The organism is Pseudoalteromonas spongiae UST010723-006, assembly GCF_000238255.3.
GTDB classification, from domain to species: domain Bacteria; phylum Pseudomonadota; class Gammaproteobacteria; order Enterobacterales; family Alteromonadaceae; genus Pseudoalteromonas; species Pseudoalteromonas spongiae.
The window spans coordinates 1,203,820-1,221,949 of record NZ_CP011040.1 but is presented as its reverse complement, the minus strand read 5'-3'; the positions used below and the strand labels follow the sequence as shown (position 1 = coordinate 1,221,949).

The 18,130-nt window shown below is 41.3% G+C and carries 17 protein-coding genes; 14 read left to right on the top strand and 3 right to left on the bottom strand.

Annotated features, from left to right (window positions below; translation table 11 throughout):
- The first annotated feature begins 6 nt into the window (after window positions 1–6).
- The 3 genes from PSPO_RS19670 (at window position 7) to PSPO_RS19660 (ending at window position 1,616) form a co-directional block, all read left to right on the top strand.
- Window positions 7–345 carry a GNAT family N-acetyltransferase gene (locus tag PSPO_RS19670; RefSeq protein ID WP_096035308.1) on the top strand — a complete coding sequence of 113 codons (339 nt, stop codon included), beginning with the start codon at window positions 7–9 and terminating at the stop codon, window positions 343–345.
- Window positions 346–411: 66 nt separating this feature from the next.
- Window positions 412–1,017: a DUF998 domain-containing protein gene (locus PSPO_RS19665; RefSeq protein WP_010558819.1), complete on the top strand. Its 606-nt coding sequence runs from the start codon at window positions 412–414 to the stop codon at window positions 1,015–1,017.
- 47 nt (window positions 1,018–1,064) lie between these two features.
- Window positions 1,065–1,616, top strand: a complete 552-nt coding sequence (locus PSPO_RS19660; protein ID WP_010558820.1) for a GNAT family N-acetyltransferase — start codon at window positions 1,065–1,067, stop codon at window positions 1,614–1,616.
- A gap of 34 nt (window positions 1,617–1,650) precedes the next feature.
- Here the strand turns inward: PSPO_RS19660 and PSPO_RS19655 are convergent, their stop codons facing one another.
- Together PSPO_RS19655 and PSPO_RS19650 are read right to left on the bottom strand one after the other, a co-directional pair.
- Window positions 1,651–2,121, bottom strand: coding sequence for a nucleoside deaminase (locus PSPO_RS19655; protein ID WP_010558821.1), 471 nt, complete (start codon window positions 2,119–2,121; stop codon window positions 1,651–1,653).
- On the bottom strand, window positions 2,105–2,800 hold the full coding sequence (locus PSPO_RS19650) for an FMN-dependent NADH-azoreductase (protein WP_010558822.1): 696 nt from the start codon (window positions 2,798–2,800) through the stop codon (window positions 2,105–2,107). Before PSPO_RS19650 ends, PSPO_RS19655 begins: the two co-directional genes overlap by 17 nt.
- A 119-nt stretch (window positions 2,801–2,919) precedes the next feature.
- On the opposite strand from PSPO_RS19650, the gene PSPO_RS19645 reads away from it, so the two are divergent.
- The 6 genes from PSPO_RS19645 (at window position 2,920) to PSPO_RS21735 (ending at window position 8,914) form a co-directional block, all read left to right on the top strand.
- On the top strand, window positions 2,920–3,768 hold the full coding sequence (locus tag PSPO_RS19645) for a LysR family transcriptional regulator (RefSeq protein WP_010558823.1): 849 nt from the start codon (window positions 2,920–2,922) through the stop codon (window positions 3,766–3,768).
- A 208-nt stretch (window positions 3,769–3,976) separates the two neighbouring features.
- On the top strand, window positions 3,977–4,663 hold the full coding sequence (locus PSPO_RS19640) for a hypothetical protein (protein WP_040641345.1): 687 nt from the start codon (window positions 3,977–3,979) through the stop codon (window positions 4,661–4,663).
- Window positions 4,663–5,139, top strand: coding sequence for a hypothetical protein (locus tag PSPO_RS19635; RefSeq protein WP_010558825.1), 477 nt, complete (start codon window positions 4,663–4,665; stop codon window positions 5,137–5,139). The genes PSPO_RS19640 and PSPO_RS19635 overlap by 1 nt, the downstream gene beginning before the upstream one ends.
- A 73-nt stretch (window positions 5,140–5,212) precedes the next feature.
- Window positions 5,213–6,226: a hypothetical protein gene (locus PSPO_RS19630; protein WP_010558826.1), complete on the top strand. Its 1,014-nt coding sequence runs from the start codon at window positions 5,213–5,215 to the stop codon at window positions 6,224–6,226.
- 207 nt (window positions 6,227–6,433) lie between these two features.
- Window positions 6,434–8,551, top strand: a complete 2,118-nt coding sequence (locus PSPO_RS19625) for a methyl-accepting chemotaxis protein (RefSeq protein WP_010558827.1) — start codon at window positions 6,434–6,436, stop codon at window positions 8,549–8,551.
- A gap of 186 nt (window positions 8,552–8,737) precedes the next feature.
- On the top strand, window positions 8,738–8,914 hold the full coding sequence (locus PSPO_RS21735; RefSeq protein ID WP_157813591.1) for a hypothetical protein: 177 nt from the start codon (window positions 8,738–8,740) through the stop codon (window positions 8,912–8,914).
- 68 nt (window positions 8,915–8,982) lie between these two features.
- Here the strand turns inward: PSPO_RS21735 and PSPO_RS19620 are convergent, their stop codons facing one another.
- A complete protein-coding gene (locus tag PSPO_RS19620; protein ID WP_010558828.1) occupies window positions 8,983–10,176 on the bottom strand; it encodes an ROK family transcriptional regulator in 1,194 nt (397 codons plus the stop codon).
- A 177-nt stretch (window positions 10,177–10,353) separates the two neighbouring features.
- Between PSPO_RS19620 and PSPO_RS19615 the strand changes: the two genes are divergently transcribed.
- The 5 genes from PSPO_RS19615 (at window position 10,354) to PSPO_RS19595 (ending at window position 17,781) form a co-directional block, all read left to right on the top strand.
- Complete coding sequence (locus PSPO_RS19615) at window positions 10,354–11,448, top strand: substrate-binding domain-containing protein (RefSeq protein WP_010558829.1); 1,095 nt, start codon at window positions 10,354–10,356, stop codon at window positions 11,446–11,448.
- A gap of 9 nt (window positions 11,449–11,457) precedes the next feature.
- Window positions 11,458–12,450 (top strand): ABC transporter permease, encoded by a 993-nt coding sequence (locus tag PSPO_RS19610; protein WP_010558830.1) that lies wholly within the window; start codon window positions 11,458–11,460, stop codon window positions 12,448–12,450.
- Entirely contained in the window at window positions 12,443–13,240 is a 798-nt protein-coding gene (locus PSPO_RS19605; RefSeq protein WP_010558831.1) for an ATP-binding cassette domain-containing protein, read from the top strand. The genes PSPO_RS19610 and PSPO_RS19605 overlap by 8 nt, the downstream gene beginning before the upstream one ends.
- A gap of 124 nt (window positions 13,241–13,364) precedes the next feature.
- Complete coding sequence (locus PSPO_RS19600) at window positions 13,365–14,963, top strand: glycoside hydrolase family 3 protein (RefSeq protein ID WP_010558832.1); 1,599 nt, start codon at window positions 13,365–13,367, stop codon at window positions 14,961–14,963.
- A gap of 232 nt (window positions 14,964–15,195) precedes the next feature.
- A complete protein-coding gene (locus PSPO_RS19595; RefSeq protein ID WP_021032980.1) occupies window positions 15,196–17,781 on the top strand; it encodes a TonB-dependent receptor in 2,586 nt (861 codons plus the stop codon).
- Window positions 17,782–18,130: the final 349 nt, after the last annotated feature.

Below are 18,130 nucleotides of genomic sequence, written 5' to 3'. Positions count from 1 at the left end.
AATATCATGCTAACTGCGTTAGAATTTATCAATGTAGAACAACTACATAAGAAAAATTCCGCCTTGTTATCATTTCATTTATCCAGCGCTATCCCTGATCTCATACTTAACAGAATTGGTATAACGCACTTGTTTGTCGATAATCAGTATCAGGCAACGGGCGTAGGTAAAGCATTACTTGCACGGCTAATGGCAACGTCACACGCAGACGAAGTAAGTTTAAAAGCATCGTTAAATGCGGTTTCTTTTTATGAGTCTCAAGGTTTTGTGGCAACAGGCTCTCAAATGAGTGTAAATGGAATTCGTTTTGTGCCAATGGTTTGGCAAAATACGCATAGCAAATAACGCTTTTTAAAAACGACATTAGAAAGTGTAAATAAATGGAACTGAAATAACACAGGAAGGTGGTTTATGTTTGAAAAAGTGGCAGTTTATTCAGGGCTTATTGCAACGGTCTGGATTGTGTTAGGTGTGTTTATTGCTGGGCGATATTATGCGGGTTACAACCATGCTAAGCAGTTCTGCAGTGAGCTTGGTGCTGCGGGTTGTCCAACAGAAAAATTGTCACCCCGTATCAATAATTACCCATTGGGTTTACTTTTTTGCTTTTTTGGCTGGTATTTAATCCAGTTACCAAACGTATCTTTGCTAGTCACGGGTGCTGGCTGGTGTGTTATTGCACATGGCCTCGCGACTTGGGTTGCGGGTTATTTCCCGATGGATGCTGACCCTTTTACTGAAAATCCTTCGTTTAACTGCAAAATACACACAGTTGCAGGCATTGTGATGTTGTTGTCGTTACTTGTGGCGCCAATACTGGTGGCACTTAGCCCAACCAGTGATGTCATTTCGCAGCATTTTAAGGTGTTTTCTTGGATTATGGTGGTCGCGGCTGTTGTATTTTTGCTGACTATGACGCGTGCAATTAATCAGCAAACAAACCCCGGCATTCATCAGCGTTTATCTTATGGTGCACAATTAATTTGGTTAACTGGGTTGTCGTTGGTTTTAGCCTAGAACGTGATTGTTTTCCCCTTAACTTTATGGAAATTAGAAAGGATGTAATGCTATTGAACAAGATTAAAATTGAAACCGAACGCTTAATATTAAAAGCATTGTCAGATGACGATGCCAACTCACTATTTACTATTTTTTCCGACCCGATTGTTATGAAATACTGGAACACCGAAGCTTGGCGAGAGGTGTCTCAGGCACATGAATTTATAACCAGTAGCACACGAGCAATGAGTGAAAACAGTTCATTAACGTTAGGTGTTTTTTTGAAAGACAGCAATACATTGATTGGTAAGATCATGCTATTTAGTATCGACAACGAATCTAAACGCGCAGAAATAGGTTTCGGTATAAGTCGTGACTTTTGGGGAAAAGGCATAGTAGCAGAAGCTGCAAATGCGCTGATTGATTATGCTTTCAATAAGTTGAATTTAAGGAGAATTGAAGCTGAAATTGACCCTGACAACAATGCATCAGCAAAAGCGCTAACGCGTTTAGGCTTTGTGCAAGAAGGCTTGTTAAGACAGCGTTGGGAAATTAATGGGGTAATTTCAGACTCAGCGATGTATGGCTTACTTGCCAAGGATAAATCGTACTCATAAACATAACTTAAAAAAGGCGCTTAATGCGCCTTTTTTAACCTTGATTTAGTGTCTTTCGATATAGCTCGAATGGACTTATTGCATCACTGTTTTGCAAGTAGGTTATGGAAAAATTATCGAGTAATTGTGCATTGATGTTGTCGTAACTCGCGAGATAGTTAAACCCATAGGCGCTTGCTTGATATCGGTCGGTTAAAATCACGATATGCGATATTTTCGCCACATACATAGCCATATAACAAAGGGCGCATGGTTCACCCGAGGCAATTAATGTGCTGCCCTCAAGACTCAAGCGGCGACATTTTTTCGTTGCGGCTCGAATGGCTTGAATTTCCGCGTGAGCCGTGCAGTCGTGACATTGTGATTCTTGATTCACACCGGTACTTAATATTTCACCTTTGTCATCAAGAATCATGGCAGAAAAAGGTAATCCAGCTTGTGCCACGTTTTTCTCTGCGAGCGAAATTATGGCACTTATGTGATTTTGATTAAACTGCGCTGGCATGCTGTATTTCCTGTCGTTGCGTGCTTAGAGTCTTTGCCAATTTGGCTGCATCGTGATGCGCTTTAGCAACAGAATCTTGGTGTCTTTTATCATTGAATTCTTGATACTCAGAGGCAATTTCAAACATTGCTTGTACCCCTAAATATTTCGATAAGGTCTGAATATGTGGTGTGAGATGTGAGTGCGCTTCGTTTACTTCGCCTTTACCAAAACCAAACTCGCCACACGAGGTGATCAGTACTAAGGTTTTTCCACTTAGTAAAGGTCTTAGAGGTTGATCGCCACGGGCTAAATCAAAATCAAACGTTTTATTGATGCGAATGATTTGGTCGAACCATGCTTTTAACTGTGCTGGCATGCCGTAATTGTACATAGGTGTTGACATTAAAATGATATCGGCGCGCGTTAGTTCATCAATTAGGGTATCTGACAGTTGTAATTGTTGGTGTTGCGCTGCACTTCTTTTGTCACTTGGCGTAAACACGGCGCCAATCCAATCTTGGGAAATAAAATGAGGTGGATTTACACCTACATCACGGTAAATATATTCATCTATCTGATTGCTTTCTCGCCAGCTGTCTAAAAATGTTTTAGCAATGTTTTTAGACAGTGAGTTGTGTGCGGGATTATCGTTATCTATCGCTCTAACGCTTGAATCTATGTGTAGTATTGTGGTCATGATGTTTCCTTTATTAAAAATGTGTGTTGAATAATGCGTTTCTAGGTGGCTTTGGACAAACGATTTGATATCATTTATAGGTGAGTAAAACTTATTTATAGAAAGGGTGGAATTAGGCGTTGCAAGTATCGTTACAAGCGTTAAAAGCATTTGATGCGGCGGCGCGTCATGGCAGTTTTAAACTAGCAGCAAGTGAGCTTGCATTAACGCCAACTGCAATTTCGCATCATGTAAGTAAGCTAGAAGCGCGTTTAAATACCCAATTATTTGTGCGTAAAACGCGGAAAATAGAATTGACCGAATTAGGAAAACGCTTAGCACAAGCAACCAATTCCGGTTTTCAAACAATTGCACAGGCGTTAGATGAAATCACGCATATTGGTAAGTTGGTTAATGTGAACACGACATCGTCATTTGCTGCCTCGGTGTTGTTACCGTCGCTCGCAGAGTTTAACGCAAAGCATGGTGATATTGAGGTTGCGATTTCAACGGGAGAGAGCGTTGAGTATAATCAATATGCTGTGGCTATTCGTTTAGGCGATAAACGCATGGTGAATAGCCAAGATATTTTGCAGTGCGATGTATTTAATATGTATCGCGCAAAATCGGCAGGCGAGCAAAACAACTTAGCGTCGTTAAGTCATATTTATACCTGTAAATGGAAAAATCCCGATTTGCCGCCTGTGCCATTAACTGAGTGGTGTAACCAAAATGGCATAACGCAAGCGTTAGCCTTAACCCAGTACGATCAAGAGCTTTTTGCTTTGCAACAGGCCATTGCTCATGGCGGGTACGTGTTTTGCTCACAAACATTAGCCAAAAGTTATGTGGCACGCGGAGAATTGTGTGAGCTAACTACTTTGCCTGTTGCGTCTGATCTCTGTTATTACATTCCTAATAAAAGCGCGTTGGCGACGCTTCCCGCTCGCTTGTTTTGTGAGTGGTTAAGTAACCTGATCTCGGCATAACAAATTACTTTTACGCTGCCATTTTTGGTTATTAGCGCGTTAGTTAATTATTTAACGTACGCTTTTGTAGGGTCGTTTAATTGCGCTTAGTAACTTTTTAGCCAGTTAATGCACTGTTTGTGTTAACCTTTGTCGATATTAAGCTTGGCTCTGTTTCTCTTCATGACTAGTTTCAGAGTCAATAGTCTCAATTGTAATGGTTGAAATAATGGATTATCATACTCTGCCCAAATTGGTCAGACGCTTGCTAAAAATAACGGCACATGGCAATACTACGTTGCCATCAAGACGTCAAATGACCTCCAAATTGTTTGCATTGGTTGCGCTTGTGCCTGGTATTGCGAGTGTGGTGATGGCAATTGCATTGCATCAAACAAGCGGACTCGCTTTTATCGTTTCGGCCATATTCTTTTGTGGCATTTCATTGCTGCTATTCGGCCGAAAGCGATTACTAGAGTTTGATAGCGCCACCCAACAAGTTTATTTATCAACATCACTTTGGCATTTTTTTCAAAAACGAAGTGCGATAACACCTTTTAGTGCGCTGACATGCGAATTAACCAGCCTTGGAACGAAAGGCCCGTATCAAATAACCGTGGCAGAGCAAAACTACGTATTCGATGACTATCAAGATGCCTACGCTTTGTTGGCGTTTTTTTCTTTGCACTATAAGTTGCCTGTAACAGAAAACATCTCAAATTGGCCTAGCAAAACACCGCTTAGTTTTGACAATATGCAGGCTTTTGATATTACGCCACTCGACCAAACTGAAACTCTTAATGATAAAAACGATGTGTATATTGAAATATGGGATCGTAAATCAATCATTAGGTTGTCACTGCCCTTTTTCTTTTTTACCGTGCTCGGCGCATTGGTTAAGTATGGTGTGCTTTAATGTACTTTAACAAATTATCTAATGATGAAGCGGTTTATCGCGTTACAGGTATTGCTAAGTTATTGTTACGATTGCTGAGTTTAGTGATTTTACTTGTTGGTATTGTAAGTGTTTTAGGTTCTGATTCCGTTAGGTCATTACCAATTTGGGTATCAGGCTTTTTTTGTTGGCTGGGCTGGCTTGGCGTGTTTGGCGGCTATGTTTGCCGTATGAATTTAAGCTCACAAACCATTCAGCTTAAGGCAAGTAACCTATACACCGTTTTTGACCGTATTTATCATCTCACAGACGTAAAGGGCTTTAGAGCAATGACTGCTCAAGCCGCAACTCAGAGGTACCGTGTTTATATGGTTTTAAACGATGGTACTCATGTTGCGGTTGCAAATCCAAAAGAGCGAGGTCTAGCGTTAAACGTGTGTAAAAATATGGCAGAGTTTACTGGTAAACCTTATGAAAATAATTTGCCAGAGTTATAAAGTTTATTGATGCTATGTGTTATACCTAAATAGGCTTGGGTTTAATTTTTGTAGTACCTAATGGGGTTTGACTGTGCGCTTTGTTTTTTTGCTGATAATTACATTTTCAACGTTATTGAGAGCAGATCCCATTGATGAAAAGCTGCAAGAAGCCAAGGATTATTTAACAGTTAAACCCTCAAAAAGTTATGAAATTTTAACTAAATTACAGCAAACTACTGGGAAAACAACACAACAACAAATTGACTTAAATATACTGATAGCGCGAGCTGCATTACCGTTAGATAAATTAGACGAGCTTTATTTGGCGGTAGAAGACTTGTTTGAGCATCATAACCATCCGTATTTTACTGAGAATATCACCACAGTAACGAGTGCACTTGGCATTTGGCTGCGAAAAAATAATTATTTGGAAGATGCTCAGTTGAGCTTTGAATGTTCGTATCAGCATGCTAAAAATGACCGATTAAAATTAATATTAAACAACAGTTTGGCGTTGGTAGTTCGTGAGGTTAACAACTTAGAACGCGCTAAATCCCTGTTTGAATACTCGTTTAAGCTTGCGAAGGCAAGCCGCAATGTAAATATGATGGGGATGACAAGCCACAATTTAGGTTTAATAGCGTTAGAGCAGGGCAAAATTAGTGTTGCAGAGCAGCGCTTTAGAGACGCACTTGAATACTATACCTCAATCAATAAACGTGCGGGTAATATTAACACTGGCACGTATCTGCTACTGACGTTTGTAATTCAAGAGCAGCTTACTAATTTTCAACGTTTGTATGCGCCTATTTCAAGAAAAGCAGAGGCATTTCCAAACGAACGGTCACATGCGTTACTCGCTTGGGTTCATGCTCGTTATTTAGAGTTAAAAGGGCAAAAAACGTCAGCAGCCGAGCGTACTCAATTGTTACAAAAGTTTGCTTATATTGTGGACTATCGCGAGCAAGTGGTTGTTGAAAAATACCTTGCTCAGCCGATGGGGATTTTGCTTGCAGTTGAAGCACCAAAAGTGCAATCATCGCGTTTTGACGCCCCCTGGTTTGCTTATGTGAAAAGTTGCGACTTTAGTCAGAAAACAAGCTAAAAGCAGCAGATAGCAAAGCCTATTAAACACGTCAAAAACATTTAGCTGAACCGTATTTTTGTTATTTAACATCGCATTAGTTAATTGCAGTAACTTTGCCGTTGATACGTTTGCTCAAATAGTCGCCACTTAGCGCAAAAAACTTCTTATTTCTCTGATGTTTGACTATATTTAATTGAGTATAAAAACAAAAGAGTCGCTACATCTATGCATCACCTCTCAATTAAAACAAAACTAATAGCGTTTATCTCAATAACTTTGGCTTTACTGGTTATTACTTTGGTTGCTATTAGTTGGTCTCAATTAAACACTAATAATGATACGCAAAGCGCTAAAGTACAGGACGTATTGCTTGCAGAAATAAACGATAAATTAATGGCTAAAACGCAATTTTATGCCACGGAGATTGCGGGCTACATCAATACAGAATACAAAATTCCATTAACTTTGTCGGGTGGCTTGGCCAATACTGCAGAAAATTCTCCGTTATCACGTGATAGTGTTTATCAAATGACACGCGGTGCCCTTGCTAAAAACCCCGATATTTCGTCCATTTATGCGCAGTTTGAAGCAAATGGTTATGATCAACGTGATAGTGAATTTACCACTGGATTTACACACTCGGTGCCAGGAGCCGGTACGCTAGAAATTTACATTACACGTGAAAACGATGGCAGCTTATTGCAACACCAAGTTGAAGATGCTGCTGAAAAATACTTACAGGCAAAAAATGAATTCGGTTTTCGAGAAAGTGAATGGTACTTGTGTGCCATGGATACGCGCAAACCATGTATTATGGAACCATATCTCTATGAGATTGAGCCCGGCAAATCTGAACTGATGACGTCACTGACAGTGCCAATCATCAGCAATAATAAATTTATTGGTTTGGTAGGCAGTGATATTAATTTACCTAAATTCCAATCACTTACCGAAAGCATTTCGCGAAGCCTTTACAATGGGCAAGCCAAAGTGACTATTTTAAGTGATATTGGTTTAGTTGTGGGTTCAAGTCACTATAAAAAGCTGGCGCGCCCGTTAAGCGAGTCACTGACCAATGGCGATGCGACAAACATTATGGCAATACGCAAGCGCCAAGATAACATTGAGATTGGTGAGAATTTGGTTTTTTCTATGCCAATCAATATTAAAGCGGCTAATACTACTTGGAGCTTAATTTTAGAATTACCTAAAAATGTCGCATTGGCAAACGCGGTAGCACTTGCACAAAGCCAGGCTAAAGCAACGGCGTCAGTAGGCCGCACCATGATGTTTATTGGTATTTTGGTGTCGGTAATTGCAATTGCGATTTCAATCGTCATTTTACGCACTATTATCCAGCCAATTACCGATATAAAACAGCGCATTGAAAACTTAGCCAGCAGTGAAGGGGATTTAACCGTGAACTTAACGGTTACGCAACACGAAGAACTAATTTCTCTGGCGGCTGGTTTTAATATGTTTACGCAAAAGCTGCGTACTATGGTTGATGGCTTAAAAGAGTTGGCGGATAACTCGTTTAGTCAATCGGCAAATACATCACAGGCTGCGCAGGAAATAAAAGCCAAAGTAAATATGCAACATATGGAAATTGATAGTGTTGTTACGGCGATTAATGAATTAAGTGCGACCGCCAGTGAAGTCGCCCGCTCATCAGAAAGTGCTGCGATGACCACAAACAATACCAATTTAAAGGTAAAAGAGAGCGAACAGGGCATTGTGGCTGCATCTCACTCGGTTGAAACCATGACCGAATATGTAAGCAGTGCAAAAGAATCAATTGTTGCCGTTGCTCAGCGCAGCAATGATATTACGCATATTCTTGATGTGATCCGCTCGATTGCAGAACAAACCAACTTGCTAGCATTAAATGCGGCAATTGAAGCTGCGCGTGCAGGTGAGCAAGGTCGAGGCTTTGCGGTTGTTGCTGATGAGGTTCGCTCGCTCGCGTCGAAAACACAAGAATCAACCAATGAAATTAGCCAATTGATCGATAACCTACAAAGTGAGGTTGGCACATCTGAATCAATTATCGAAAAATCAGTATCGCAAGCTAGCGATGCGATGGCGCACTGTGCTAAAGCCGCGTCGCAAATGGGTGAAATGGTTGATGAGCTTGCCCTTATTTCAAATGAGGTAACGCAAATCGCTACAGCCGCGGAAGAGCAAAGTGCAGTAACCGAAGATTTAAGTGTCAATATGACGGGTATTTCAGATGCCGCAGCAGAACTGTCACAGCTGGCCGATACCGTTGAACAAGCGGCGCAACAACTAACACATTTAGTTGAAGAGAAACACAAACAATTGGGTCAACTAAAAACCTAACACGCTTTGGTGTTTGAGTGAAAAGGCGCAAGTAACTAGATTTGCGCCTTTTTTATTTTTAACTCTGTACACGCTTTATCCCCTGCTTTTACCAAATATCACTTAAATTTACCGCTAAACACAAAGCCAATTTTCAGTTGATGGATCTGCCTATACTAAACCCATCAACACAACAGGATTAAGACCATGACAACAGCAGATAACACAACATTCGATTTTGACGTTTCACACCTTGTAGAGGGTGGTATCGCAATTTTTGCATTAGGCGCAACCATTGGCACATTAGTGGGTGCAGGTATGGCAAGTGCGGTAGTTATCGGCTCAGTTGCAGCATTAGCGACATACTTAATTCGTCATAAATAATATTTATAATTTTACAGTTACAGTATCTCAACCATAAAAGCACTTGCCTTCAACCAGCAAGTGTTTTTTTATGCGTCTAACGCGTAAATAAGTGCCTGCAAAGGAGTTGCTTGTAGCGCGGTTGGGCAGTAAAGAATATGATGGTTCTCAAAGCCTAATGCCGCATAAAGTGGTAACGTAGCGATACCTTTTTGCGTGATTTGGCTAACTTCTGGGGTTTTAATTAAGCGGATAACTTGACGCTCGCCATATTGTGCGATGCTTGGAATGTAAGGGCGAAGCTGCTTAATTAAGGTATCGAGTAACCATTCGTTTATATCGCCGCCTAAAATAATCGTTTGGCTATTAAAAATAGACTCTATTGTATGAATCGCGATGCGCATTGGTTCTTCCGCACGATTAACCCAACTTTCAAGAAGCTTATTATCAGCAGTTAAATTCGCTAAGAAATCATCGTGCTTTTGATTATCAATATTGAGCGCCGCTTTTAATGAATTAAGCGATGAAAAGTCATTTAAACGGCCTAGTTCGCCAGTATCGTTATCCGTTTCGGGAGTAACAAATATATCGCCTAACGCACCTGTTAGGCCGTTTTGACCTAGCAAAATGTCGCGGTTATAAACAACGGATGATTCAACTCGATTACCTATATGTACATAAACGAAACTTTGCAGCGTTTGAGCTTCACCAAACAGCATTTGGTATGCGGCACACGCCGATGCGGTGCTTTCTAACGCAACAGGTAAGTTTAGGCTTTCGGCAAGGGCGACTTGGGTTTCTTTTGCTACTTTGTGCGCATCTAATGCAAAGTTATTGCTATCTTGCATGGCAAGACCTACGGCAAGCACCTTGCTGCTATCGATATTTTCAATATTAACTAAGGTGTTAACTAAATAAGTGGCTTTACTCACCAGCTCATTAGGTGAAAATAGCGTAGTTAAGCTATTGATGCAGTCACCATTGAGTTTAAACATACCCACAAACAACTCATTTTCCATAATGCGAATGGCAATCGAATACGCCGCTTTCTCATTAAAACAGAGCATTTTTGAGGGTTTACCGGCACCTTCGGCTTTTTTTATGCCAACTTCAGACACCAGATCATGCTCCAATAAGGTTTCAACCATATTGGTAATTGTTTGTTTGGTCAGATTAGTATTTCGAGCGATCTCAACGCGGGAGATTGGACCCAAAGCAACAATTTGGGACAGGGCTAAGCGTAAATTAAGCGCTTTATTTTGCTTTGCGTTTGATCCTTTCAAAAGAAATGTCCTGCTTTTATCCCAAAATTCAGAAGTTTAAACGATGATATATTGAGTAATGATGGATGTGCAATTATAAACTGGTATTTTTCGCCAGAATTAATTAGTCAAAACATTTGACATAATTAACCATTTGCATAAATATAACAAAATCCATTGTATAAAAAGAATTCAAAAATGAAAGAGCAAGGACAGCCAATTTGGCGAAATATTAGGAAATTACAAAAACTAATCCCAATAACCGCGGGATTACTCATCTCTTTCGCCATGCCAACTCACGCCGATGAACAAAATATCGATTGGCAACAGGCAAAACAAGCAAAATCAATTACGATAAGCAAAGAACAAGCCCAAAAGATTAAACAAAAATCGCTTACAGCTGCTATGGCTTGGCATGGTGCAAGCCCTTGGATAAGCGCAGTATCTCGTGGTGCGAGCGATACTTTTGAAGCGCTTGGCATTAAAGTGGTTGCCAGTACTGATGCACAGTTTGATCCGGCCAAGCAAGTTGCTGATCTTGAAAATATCACCGCGTTAAAACCTAACATTTTGTTATCACTCAGTGTTGATGGCACAAGCACTAAGCAAAGTTACCAAAAAGCCATCAATGCAGGTACAGAGTTAGTACTGTTGAGTAACCCAATACCAGGCTTTCGCCATGGCAAAGAGTATGTTGGCATTGTAACCGACGATATGTTCGGAATGGGCAAAGCTGCAGCAACAAGTATTCAACAAGCATTTGGTGAGAACGCCAAAATAGGCATGATTTTTCACGATGCAAAGTACTTTATTACCAATAATCGCGATAGCGCATTTCGTAAACAAGTTTCCACCTTAGCGGGTCATAACATTGTTGTCGAAAAAGGCTTTGTTAAAGAGCATGAAACAAGTGCAATCGCCGCGGCAATGATTTTGCAACATCCTGATCTGGATGTGATTTATGTATCTTGGGATGCCGCAGCAGAAGGTGTTATTGAGGCACTGCGTTCATTTGGTAATCGCGATATTAAAGTAGTAACACACGACCTTGGCGTTAATAATTTGCTCGATATGGCGATGCAGCGCAACATGCTCGCAACCATATCCGATAGGCCTTATGTTATTGGCGCAACGATGGCTAAGTTAGGTGCATTAGCAACATTAGACCTACCTGCACCGCACTTTACTTTGGTGCCATATGATGCTGTTACGAAAGACAATATTGCTGATATTTGGCAACAAGCATTTAAAGCGCCATTGCCTAAAATGCTTGACCTTGCACTAAAACAATAAGGAAAAATAATGAGTGCCAGTGACTTAACTACCATAGAGACAAAATCGCGCATTGCCGAATTTGTCGTTAAATACGCCTTTAAGCGCGAACTATTTATTTACTATATTTTCGTCGCCGTGTTATTGCTTTTTGCCGTTGTACTGCATGACACCGCATTTTTTAGTTTGACTAATTTTATGAATATTATTCGTCAAACAGCGCCTATTACCGTGATGGCTGTTGGCTTAACATTTGCGCTCGCTGTGGGTCATATCGATTTATCTATTGGCGCCGTGGTGGCCTTATCAGCATTGGTCGGTGCGGTTTTGTTGCAGTATACCGGGATACCATTGGCGGTACTTGGCGCAATGTGCGTAGGCTTGTTTGTCGGTTTAATAAATGGCTTTTTAATTGAGCGATTACAGGTTTCTTCGTTATTAATCACACTTGGCACAATGGGTGTTATCACAGGGCTTGCGCGTCAGTTCACTAATTTAGAATCGGTACCCATTATTAATAGTAGCTTTACCGGATTTTTTGGCGCAGGCGAATTATTTGGCATTCCATCGTTATTAGTATGGACGGTTGTTATTGCTGCGATTGGTTATGTGGCATTAACCAAACTGGCCTTTGGCAGACACCTTTTGGCGGTTGGCGGCAGCCCTGAAGCGGCGCTTGCTATGGGGATTAAGGTAACGCGCATTCGTATTTATGCCTTAGTCATTTCATCTATGGCAGCAGCGCTTGCAGGGCTTTTATATGCGGGTCGCTTACATGGCGCGCGCTATACATTAGGCGAGGCAGATTTGCTTACCGTGATTGCTGCAGTTGCCATTGGTGGCACGAGTTTATTTGGCGGGCGCGCGTGTATTATTGGCGCGGTGCTTGGTTCATGGTTAATGGGCTTAATTAATAACGGTTTGATTTTATCTGGCTTTTCGACCAATGAACAGATGATAGCTCGAGGCCTAATATTAATTGTTGCCGTAGCAATTGGTGTTAAGGAGATTAAAAATGGTTAGAACAGCATTAGATCAAGTTGCACTGGAATTAAAAGACATTAAAAAGAGCTTTGGTGCAGTAACTGCGTTAAAAAATGTCAGCTTTAAAATCAACAAAGGTGAAGTGGTGGGTTTGTTAGGTGATAACGGCGCGGGTAAATCAACATTGGTGCGCTGCATATCAGGCATTCATGCGCCCGACAGCGGCAGTATTTTGGTGAATGATAAAACCGTACACATAACCAACCCAGAGCAAGCGCGTGATGCGGGAATTGAAACGGTGTTTCAAGACCTCGCCATGGTGCCAGAGTTTAATATTGCCGATAACCTATTCTTGAACCGTGAAATAAAGCATAAAAACCCGCTATTACGTGCCTTTGGTTGGCTTGATAAAAAAGCCATGGAAAAGCGCGCTAAAAAAGCAATTAATCGCTTAAACAGCCGTATTCCAAGCTTTCAGGCGCAAATTCAATCACTTTCTGGGGGGCAACGACAAGCGGTTGCTATTGCCAGAGCGGTCAATTGGGGCGCGGACATTGTGATTATGGATGAACCGACTGCGGCCCTAGGTGTTGAGCAAAGTGCTCAGGTAAATGAATTAATAAATGTGATTAGCTCGCAAGGGGTGGCAGTGCTTCTGATCAGCCACAATATGCAGCATGTGATTGATACTTGTGATAGGGCAGTAGTGCTATATCAAGGACAATCTGTTGCCGATGTATCTGTTTGTGATGTTACGAAAGAAGACTTAGTCAGTTTAATCACGGGCGCAAAAACAGCACTCGACGTTACTACGTCCAAGGTTGCTTAACGGATTTTGGCTTTTGCGCGATTGCTAGCGCTAAGCCAAATAGCAAAAGTTTCACTTAACCAATGTTTTTACTTTTATGTTAATTCATAAAAGCGGTCTCTTGCGGCCTAAATTTGGAGAAATCATGAATAATAACAGTAAAGTAACTCAGTTAATTAGCACTATGACGTTAGCTGAAAAAGTTGGGCAGCTTTTTGTATTGGCATTTGCTGGGCCCGATATTGATTATGCGAAACAGTTGGTGAAATCACATCATGTGGGTGGTTTTTATATTACCGATGACAACGCTGCCACACCTAAAGATGCGAAAACATTAGCTGACGAACTGCAACACCAAGCCCAGTTACGTGCGTGCGATGCCCCCTTATTGCTGTGTGTTGACCAAGAAGGTTCGTGGGGTATTTTAGCCAAGCACACCGATTTAGGGCCGGGAAATTTGGCTCTAGGCAAAGCCAATAAAGCAGAGCTAACTGAGCAAATGTATCGGGTATTTGCTGAGCAAATGCATGAAATTGGTTACAACACACTGCTATCGCCTTGCTCTGACGTTAACACCAATCCAAATAACCCGATTATTGGTTTGCGTTCATTTGGAGAAACGCCTAAGCAGGTCGCAACGCATATTGCAGCAGCAGTTAGGGGTATTAAACGCGGTGGCAATTTGGCAACGGCAAAGCACTTTCCAGGTCATGGCGACACGCATAGTGATTCCCATCAATGTTTGCCAACCGTCGACAAAACGTTGAGCGAATTGCAACAGGGTGATTTGTTACCGTTTCAAGCGGCAATTGATGCCGGTGTATCGCTGATTATGACAAGTCATATTCGCTTCCCACAGCTTGACGATACTTACCCTGCAACATTGTCATCAAAAATCTTAACCAATTTGCTACAGCAACAAATGGGCTTTAATGGACTGATCATAACCGACAGTATGAATATGTGGGCAATGCGTAAAAACTACCAACCTGCTGAAGCCGCGATTTTAGCGTTAAAAGCAGGTGCGCATTTAGTGATGCTAAGCGAAGAGCACTATGAAAACAGTGCAACTGATTATAAAGCGCTGCAACTTGCTACGTTAAATGGGGTGATCCACGCAGTAGAATCAGGGCAACTTGATGAAGCAGTGATAAACGAACGGTTACACCATGTGTTGTCGTTTAAATACGACAAGCTTAATGTTGCAAAAACGCCGGATCACTTAACTGCAGACGATATTGAAGCGTTAATTGAAACGACGGTTAGTAGTAGCGTTTCGGTGTTGCGTAATGAGGTGGGGAATTGGCCACTTACTGGTCGTGAGTTTACTCTCACCTTTGCCGCGCATCCGAAAAAATATGACAGCTTAGTAAATAGTCGAGGTATTGGGCCAAACGATCCCCGATCTGCAAAAGATACAATTATTCAGGGCCTACAACAGCGCACAAGTAAAGTTAACTTATTACCTTTTGATGAGTTTTTAACGTTACTTGAAGGTTGTGATGAGACAATTTCAACACCGCTTGTAATTGTTACCGAAGATTATCCGTTACCTGGACAAAGCTTTGATGTATCGGAGCAAAAGCAATTAGTACAACGCGCGCTAAAACGCTTTGACAAGCAAGTTGTGGTGATTGCTATGCGCTCAGATTACGAACTAACGGACTATGCGGAACTGGCGACTTACATTTGTGCTTACTCAAGCCGTGTCTGTGCCGCAAAATACATTGCGTCACTTTTATAGAAATTAAACAAAAAGAATGAGAATTGCTTGACAATTAGTCAAAATGATTTAATGAATAATTAATCAAAATAATTTACTAATGCAAATAAACTAAAGTGGCAATTGCATGCGTCTGGGGAGAAGGCAGTGCTTTGACGGAGCGAGTTGACTGAGAATGCAAAGATATTTCAGTTGGTTAGCGGCAGTGAGACCACATAACATTTGAAAACTTATAAATAATAAGGACAACAAGATGAAGACTAACCAACCTGTTGCGGTAACACTAAAAGCAACACGCCTGTCATTGTGTATTGGTGCAGCGCTTTGTGCCATGACCTTTAATTTGTCAGCGCAAGAAAGCAAACAACTGGCTGAAAATGACAACATTGAGACCATTGAAGTGCGTGGTATTCGCAGAAGTTTAACCAAAGCACTCAATACAAAGCGCTTTGCCAACGCTGTTGTCGACTCAATTTCAGCTGAAGATATTGGTAAGTTTCCCGATAAAAACATCGGTGATGCACTACAACGTATTCCTGGTGTGACAGTTGTTAGAACATTTGGTGAAGTGAACGGAGTAACCATTCGTGGTACGGCGCCTGAGCACAGTATGGTGCTATTAAACGGTCAAAATGTAGCAAGCGTTGGTTGGTTTGACTTGGGCGGTATGAACCGCAGCTTTAACTTTGAAATGCTCGCGTCGGAGCAGATTGCTGGCATGGATGTGTATAAATCCGTTGAATCTAATATTAATGAAGGCGCGATGGGCGGTACGGTTAATCTTAAAACCCGTAAACCGCTCGATATGGATGCTGGGACCGTATTTGCGTCGGCTGAAGGCATGTATCACAACAATGCTGAAGACTGGTCGCCTGCGTATTCAGCGTTAGGCAGTTGGAAGAATGAAAGCGAAACGTTTGGTGTGTTACTCGCGTATTCCAATGAAGAGTCAAAGGTATACCGCGAAACCTTGTCGAATTTTGGCCCCGCTGGAAACGCCACGTTTACTGATTCTATTGGCGTAGAGCGTAGCTCTTATGGCGCTATGGCATCTATTTTATTCGATGAAGACCGCGAGCGTGCAAGCTCTCAACTGACATTGCAATACGCGCCAAGCGATAATTTATCGTTTAACTTAAATTATAATTTATTTGAATTGAAGAACGATCACGTCAATTCAGCGATGTTTGCCATTGTTGGTTTTGGCCAAATGCAAGGTGATTCGGTAGTTGAAAATGCAAACGGCATTGTTACTCAAGCAACATCGCTTGCATCAGGTGCTGGACTTGCACCACTTTTTAACAATGCGGTATTGCGAAAACCTGATATGCAAACCGATGCGCTTAACTTTACCGTTGAATATGAGGCGGATACATGGTCTGCTGATTTTGTAATTGGTAAATCGGATGCTAAAGGTGAAACGTTGCAGTCGAGTACGTGGTGGGGGGATATCACCAACACCGAAAATTCAAGTTTTAGCTTTGATGTCGCTGGTCCACTGGAACTCATCCCAACGAATCCAGCCTATCTTGATTCACACAGTAACTTTGATCTATTTCAAGAGTTTACATATATCAATTACATTCGTGAAAACGAAATTGATTACGCCCAGGCTGATTTTACTTTCTTGTTAGAGAGCGACTTAGTAACGTCAATTCAAGCGGGTTTAAAATATCAACAACAAGCGTTTTCATCACAAGGTAATTACCAAGATCTTGACCTTGCAGCGGCAATAGCTGAGGGTCTTTCGTTAGCTGATTTTAATGGCGGTTTTGTATCTGGCCTACACTCAGCAGAAGGGCGCGCGGGAAGTATGTCGTCGTTTCCAGTAGCGAGTCGCGATATTTGGCGTTATGCCGAGGCAAACAAGCCTAGTAGCATTTCTGTACGTGACGCATTTTCAATAGAAGAAGACATTACCGCGGCCTATGTTAAAGCTAATTTTTCAGGTGAAGGCTTTCGCGGTAACGTAGGCTTGCGTATCGTCGATACCGATATTCTTTCAGTTGGCGAAATTAACGGCGTAGCGGGTGAAGTTGAAAAGTCTTATACCAATTACTTGCCAAGTGTGAATGTGGCAATGGACCTATCAGATGACCTTATTTTCCGTGTTGCAGCAGGCTCGACGGTGTCGCGTCCTGACTATGACGATATGAAAGTAGCAGACATTATCTCTGAAAGTTTTCAAACAGCTAATGTGGGCAGTCCTGAATTAAACCCATACAAATCAGACCAATACGATATGGGCTTAGAGTATTATTTTAATCCGTCATCGATTGTTGGTGCGACTTTCTTTATAAAAAATATTAGTGATTACATAGAGCAAACCACAGCAAAAGAGAACTATGCTGGGTGTGGTCCTGAATGTTTAGTGACACGTTCTCGTAACGTAGGCACCGCTGATGTGCAAGGTATTGAATTACAATACCAACACGACTTTGGTAATGGTTTTGGTGCTCAGTTTAATTACACGTATACCGACAGTGCACGTACCAACTCAGCCGGCGAAGAAGTACCAATTGAAGAAGTGTCTAAAAACTCATTTAACTTATCAGGTTACTTTGAAAACGAAATGTTTAGTGTACGTTTAGCTTATAACTACCGTGATGACTGGGTCCGTCAGTACAATGGTAGTAGCTTAGACAGCCTAAATGATGCGTATGATCAATTAGATGCATCGGTTATTTGGCATGTTACAGAAAATGTAGATATGTCATTTGAAGCGGTGAACTTGCTCAACGAAGCATTGGTATTGCGTCAACCTAAGGCGGGCAATATTGTTCACAGTGTCGATGAATTCGGTACCCGTTACTTTGTTGGCGCCAGCATTCGCTTTTAAATAAAAGATTTGAGGCTAATGTGCCTCAAACCGCTATATTCTAAGTTGTTGAATGCAAAAGTATTACCAATACCACATCAGCAACGTTTATCCGTCTAACACAGATGGGCCGAATTATGTTGTTTAGATTAGTGGCTCGTGTTCCCCTAAGGCAAGCTGCCCAGTTTGCCTTATCTTTATCTCACAATTATCACCATTTCAAAATGTAAATAAAAAGTTAAATTAATAAGTAAATTATATTGACTAAATTTTAGTCAAGCGTTAGTGTGAATTATGTTAGACCATTAGATTTAGCGCAGTTCTGGTTTAACCAAGACAATGCGATTGTTTAAGCATACTTAAATTTAAC

Coding starts and splice junctions, on each gene's coding strand:
- PSPO_RS19670 (WP_096035308.1), top strand. CDS start 7: ATGCTAACTGCGTTAGAATTTATCAATGTAGAACAACTACATAAGAAA.
- PSPO_RS19665 (WP_010558819.1), top strand. CDS start 412: ATGTTTGAAAAAGTGGCAGTTTATTCAGGGCTTATTGCAACGGTCTGG.
- PSPO_RS19660 (WP_010558820.1), top strand. CDS start 1,065: ATGCTATTGAACAAGATTAAAATTGAAACCGAACGCTTAATATTAAAA.
- PSPO_RS19655 (WP_010558821.1), bottom strand. CDS start 2,121: ATGCCAGCGCAGTTTAATCAAAATCACATAAGTGCCATAATTTCGCTC.
- PSPO_RS19650 (WP_010558822.1), bottom strand. CDS start 2,800: ATGACCACAATACTACACATAGATTCAAGCGTTAGAGCGATAGATAAC.
- PSPO_RS19640 (WP_040641345.1), top strand. CDS start 3,977: ATGGATTATCATACTCTGCCCAAATTGGTCAGACGCTTGCTAAAAATA.
- PSPO_RS19635 (WP_010558825.1), top strand. CDS start 4,663: ATGTACTTTAACAAATTATCTAATGATGAAGCGGTTTATCGCGTTACA.
- PSPO_RS19625 (WP_010558827.1), top strand. CDS start 6,434: ATGCATCACCTCTCAATTAAAACAAAACTAATAGCGTTTATCTCAATA.
- PSPO_RS21735 (WP_157813591.1), top strand. CDS start 8,738: ATGACAACAGCAGATAACACAACATTCGATTTTGACGTTTCACACCTT.
- PSPO_RS19615 (WP_010558829.1), top strand. CDS start 10,354: ATGAAAGAGCAAGGACAGCCAATTTGGCGAAATATTAGGAAATTACAA.
- PSPO_RS19610 (WP_010558830.1), top strand. CDS start 11,458: ATGAGTGCCAGTGACTTAACTACCATAGAGACAAAATCGCGCATTGCC.
- PSPO_RS19605 (WP_010558831.1), top strand. CDS start 12,443: ATGGTTAGAACAGCATTAGATCAAGTTGCACTGGAATTAAAAGACATT.
- PSPO_RS19600 (WP_010558832.1), top strand. CDS start 13,365: ATGAATAATAACAGTAAAGTAACTCAGTTAATTAGCACTATGACGTTA.
- PSPO_RS19595 (WP_021032980.1), top strand. CDS start 15,196: ATGAAGACTAACCAACCTGTTGCGGTAACACTAAAAGCAACACGCCTG.